Origin of the sequence: Streptomyces sp. NPDC048473 (assembly GCF_043200155.1) — a bacterium.
In the GTDB taxonomy this organism is placed as follows: domain Bacteria; phylum Actinomycetota; class Actinomycetes; order Streptomycetales; family Streptomycetaceae; genus Streptomyces.
The window spans coordinates 1-4,133 of record NZ_JBICXE010000138.1; the positions used below are offsets into that span (position 1 = coordinate 1).

The 4,133-nt window shown below is 67.6% G+C and carries 2 protein-coding genes and 1 pseudogene; 1 reads left to right on the top strand and 2 read right to left on the bottom strand.

Going from position 1 to position 4,133, the window contains the following annotated elements; translation table 11 throughout:
• Positions 1 to 346, top strand: a pseudogene (locus ACGFU7_RS47615) (ISAs1 family transposase); the annotation flags it as partial.
• A gap of 622 nt (positions 347 to 968) precedes the next feature.
• On the opposite strand, the gene ACGFU7_RS47620 reads toward ACGFU7_RS47615, so the two are convergent.
• Both ACGFU7_RS47620 and ACGFU7_RS47625 read right to left on the bottom strand, forming a co-directional pair.
• Complete coding sequence (locus ACGFU7_RS47620; RefSeq protein ID WP_393705022.1) at positions 969 to 1,520, bottom strand: hypothetical protein; 552 nt, start codon at positions 1,518 to 1,520, stop codon at positions 969 to 971.
• A gap of 1,569 nt (positions 1,521 to 3,089) precedes the next feature.
• Positions 3,090 to 3,386, bottom strand: a complete 297-nt coding sequence (locus ACGFU7_RS47625; protein ID WP_393705024.1) for a hypothetical protein — start codon at positions 3,384 to 3,386, stop codon at positions 3,090 to 3,092.
• Positions 3,387 to 4,133 lie beyond the last annotated feature (747 nt).

The window sequence follows — 4,133 nt, forward strand, 5'->3', positions numbered from 1 at the left end:
CCGCAAAGAGACCGGCAGGAAGGAGACCCGCGAGACCGTCTACGCGGTCACCAGCCTCGACGTCCACCTGGCGACACCGGCCGAACTCGCCTCCCACCTGCGCGGACACTGGACCGTGGAAGCCCAGCACCACATCCGCGACCGCACCTTCGCCGAAGACGTCTCCACTGTCCACGCCGGCAACGCACCCCGCGTCATGGCCACCCTCCGCAACCTCGCGATCGGAGCCCTCAAAGCCCTTGGAGCGACCAACATCGCGAAGGCCACCCGCGCCATCCGCGACCAACCCGAACGAGCCCTCCCCATCCTGGGCATCACCCACAAGCCCGACCTCAATGGAACTTGATCAAGCCCTGGGTTCCGGGGCCTCGCGGGATTGCCCTGCCTCCGTCCACGGCTGGCACCGTGGGCGGAGGCAGGAGCACGGGACGTAGACAGTCGCCCCGGAAGGCTGTGCGGAGCGGGCGTCGCAGGCACCCCCACCGTATTGCTCCGCCTGCCCCGGACCACAGCTCTCATTGGCACTGTAGCAATAGCTCAGTGTGTACGGAGGAGGAGTCGTACTTGCGGAACGTACGGGGGCGATCCTTCCTCCGGATGGCCCGGATCGGACGACGCCGGGTAACAACTACACGAGAACATAGAACCGCGAGTGTGTTGACATGGTGTGGTGCCACATACCTAACATGTAACCAGCGGAACGGTGTTCGCTCCTGCGGGAAACCGTTGTGCTCGCGGTACGAGTACGGCACGGCCGGATATCCGGGGGGATACAGAGGGAGAGCGGTGATGGAGGAGTGCGTGCGCGGGAGGAGGCCGGGGCGGAGCCCGGGTGCCCGGGGGCGGGCTAATCTCGGACGGCGCCGCGCAAGGAAGCACCTGTCGTGTCCAGCCCGCCCCATGACCGGTTCGTCCTGCACCTGCCTTCGAGAGTGTCGCCTCGGTCGGATCCTGCGCCCAGGATGTGGCTACGAGGGGTTGGCGCGGTAGAGCCCCCGGCCGGTTCGCTGGATGCGAGACGTCCCCACGAGCCGGTCGAGAGTGCTGCGTACCGCGTTGATCGAGCCGGCGTCGGTGTCGCGTCTCAGAGCGGCGGCGACATCGCGGGCACGGACGTCCGCATTGCCGGTAGCGGCGAAGTAGTCCGCGATCTGCTCGGTGAGCCTTCCGTACTTTGCTTGGGTGCCGGACGTGGACTCCGCCGGTTCCCGGGGAGCGGGCGCCTGTTGCGGCCGGGGCTCGGCGGAACGCGACACGGTCGCCGACGGTTCGGTGTCGCCCCCCTCCTCGCCCGCGGCAGGAACGGCGGCAGGCTTGGCCGGGGCCTGGGTCCAGGGCGTTGTGGCGGGCATCAGGTCATGCAGGGCTCCCAGAGTTGTCTGAATCGATCCGAGATGCGCCACGACTGCGGCCAACTCCCGCTCCAGCGCCTGCCTCTGGGCCTCCAGTCGGTGCAGCTCCTCCCGAAGGTTCTCGGCGGTAATCTCAATGTTCTGCGGCGTGTGGGCTACGGAGACCATGTGTTCCTCTCATTCTCAACCCTTCCTGCCGCACTCCTGCCCGCGGGCACCTCGCGCCCGGTCGGTCGCTGAAGTGAAACTTGTGCATAATGTGCGGCAGCCCATCCCATCCGGGATACAGATATTAGTACGGGCAGCGATAAATGACTCATGAGTAGCGTGACACAAGTCCGTCACCACTGAACAGTGCGTGCAGACAAGTGGACATCAGTTGCGCTTTCAACTTGCCTGCGTGGGTCCCGCCGGGCCTTCTCCGGCACCGCGCGGCGCACCCCTAGCGGCAGTGAGCTGCGGTTCCGGTGCGACGACGGCCGGACCCAATGACCCACGGACCGAGTTGCATCACGTTTGAGTAAATGCATGTGGCATGTCGGAATTGTTGTCACTATCCGCCGAAAGCGCAATAGGTGTTGATGTTTGCCTCGGCCGCGTCCTGCGGGGCGGCCACGGGTCCGCAGGTCCGGAAACGGTGGTTCCGCCAGCAGCCGGAGCGCCGACCGACGTGTGGGTGCCCAGGTCCCCTTGCGGACCTCCCGAACGGTCACCTCCGCGAAGCGGTGTGTCGGCAGGGCGCGTGACAACGTTTTCTGTTCAGAGTGTGATGACACATCACACGTCATTCCATGGTTGGCTCAGTTCCCGGGACCTGATGACAACACTCCGGCGCCAGTCCGTGCCGTGCCGGGCTGGGTGACTTCCGAAAGAGTTTGCCTTGAGCGTCGTCCATTTCCGCAGGCCTGCGCGCCGACAGGGACCGCAGATGCCCGAGCGCGAGGTGGTGCTCCAGGATCCGCCGGTGACGTCCGAGACGGCCCCGCAGGGCAGCTCGGGCATGCTCGTGTACCTGCCGATGGGGCTGGTGTCCGTCGCGATGGTGTTGCCCTACATGCGCACGGGCCAGTCCTCCTCCGCCATGACCTACATCGTGATGGGCGTGATGGTGGTCGCCATGACGGCCGTGGTCATCGGTCAGATGGTGCGGGACGGGGAGGCGCAAGCAGAAGCCGAAGGGGGCGTGGCGCGATTACCTGCACTACCTCGGCGGCGTACGCCGCCGAGGTCCGGTCCGCAGTCGTGGAACAGCAGCGGGCGCTGGCCTGGCGGCATCCCGCCCCACTTGCTGTGGGCCTTCTCCCGCACCAGTCGGCTGTGGGAGCGGCGCCCGTCCGCTGCACTACGTCGGCGAGCAGTACGGGTCGCCGGGCATGCCTCATTCGGATCCGCAGAAGCCGGCAGCCGACAAGGCCGTCCCCGTCCGGGGACGAGCGGCACGGGGAGAAGACGGAGGAGGCGAAGGGCGGCTCGGCCCACAGCGACCCCGCCGATCCCCGGACCGAGGGCGGTTCGCAGACGGAGGAGCCGGGCAACCGCGCCCGGCTCGTGGTCCAGGAAACCGGCCGGGTACTCATCCGATCGGCCTGCGGAACCGTGCTGTGGGGCGCGGGAGCCACCGGCTGACAGCCGCGGAGCGGGGTGTTCGTCCGACGGGTGCCCCGCTTTGTCACAGGAGACCACTGGGCCCGCGGGCTGGCGTCCGGTCAGGTGGGCACCGCTTCACGGATCGGGCCGTCAGTGCGGGTGGCCCTTGGGCGGGCGCCGTGTTCCTGCAGGACCTGCCTCCCAGCCGCCGGCGGTACTCCTTCGTCCGTGCACACCACAGCGGGCTCCGTCGGAGTCCGCCCCGGCATGAACGACCGGGTGGTGCAGCGCGAGCAGTGAGTCGGAGACTGTGTCTATGCGGGCGCTGACCGAGGCGAGTTCCTCATGGAGCTGCTCGATACGGGCCCGCAGAAGCGTGGCCTGTGCGGTCAGCGACACGATGCTGGCCGCGAAGTCGGTGTGGTCGTCGGTGTCTCGGGTCATCATGCGTCTTTCTTCGTCGCGGGCCGGGGCCGGGGATAACGGTCAGGTCCTGTCCGAGGCCGCGGCGGACCGGGAGGCAGGATGGGAAACGGGGGCTCCTCGGCGGTCCTGCGGTAGGTTCCGGACGGTTGTGCGGGCGGTGGGCCACCGCCTTGGCACGGCTGTCCTGCTCCGGGGCGGAAGCACCGGTGCCGGTTCGCTGCCGCAACGATCGTGGAGGCGACCGGCAGCCGTCATTCGAAGGATCGCACCCTGATTCCCTAGTCGGCATTTCTGACTCCTTCGTCGCTGGACGGCACGTACGTGATCGCTGCTGCGAGCCGCTCACCGCATTGACCGGACAGCTGCGACAGTTGTGACAGTTCTTGCCAAGGAGATTTCCGGCGTTCGGCGAGTTGCCCGGTCCGGATGCCGCTTTGGCGACCGGGGCGGAGGACGGCGAAGGCCGTGCCCCGGGGCACGGCGACGGAGCGGGCTGCCATCACGTGCCGAGACTCCCGGGCCCATGCGTCGTCCGGCGTCGGGCCAGGAGCGCACCGCCGAGCAGCTATGCGAAGTCGCATCCGGGACTGGTCGTGTCCTGGGACAGCGGAGCGCCGTGCGGCAGCGCATAGAGCTTCCTAATGTTGTTGTCAAGCGGCTGTGGTCGCAGGGGGTGTGACCTCGTAGCACCGTCGGTCACGAATAAGGGCCCACAGGACGTTGACTCGTCGGCGGGCGAGGGCGAGCACTGCCTGGACATGCTTCTTG

Excerpts from the sequence above, each read along its gene's own strand:
- ACGFU7_RS47625 (WP_393705024.1), bottom strand. The coding sequence starts at position 3,386 with ATGATGACCCGAGACACCGACGACCACACCGACTTCGCGGCCAGCATC.
- ACGFU7_RS47620 (WP_393705022.1), bottom strand. The coding sequence starts at position 1,520 with ATGGTCTCCGTAGCCCACACGCCGCAGAACATTGAGATTACCGCCGAG.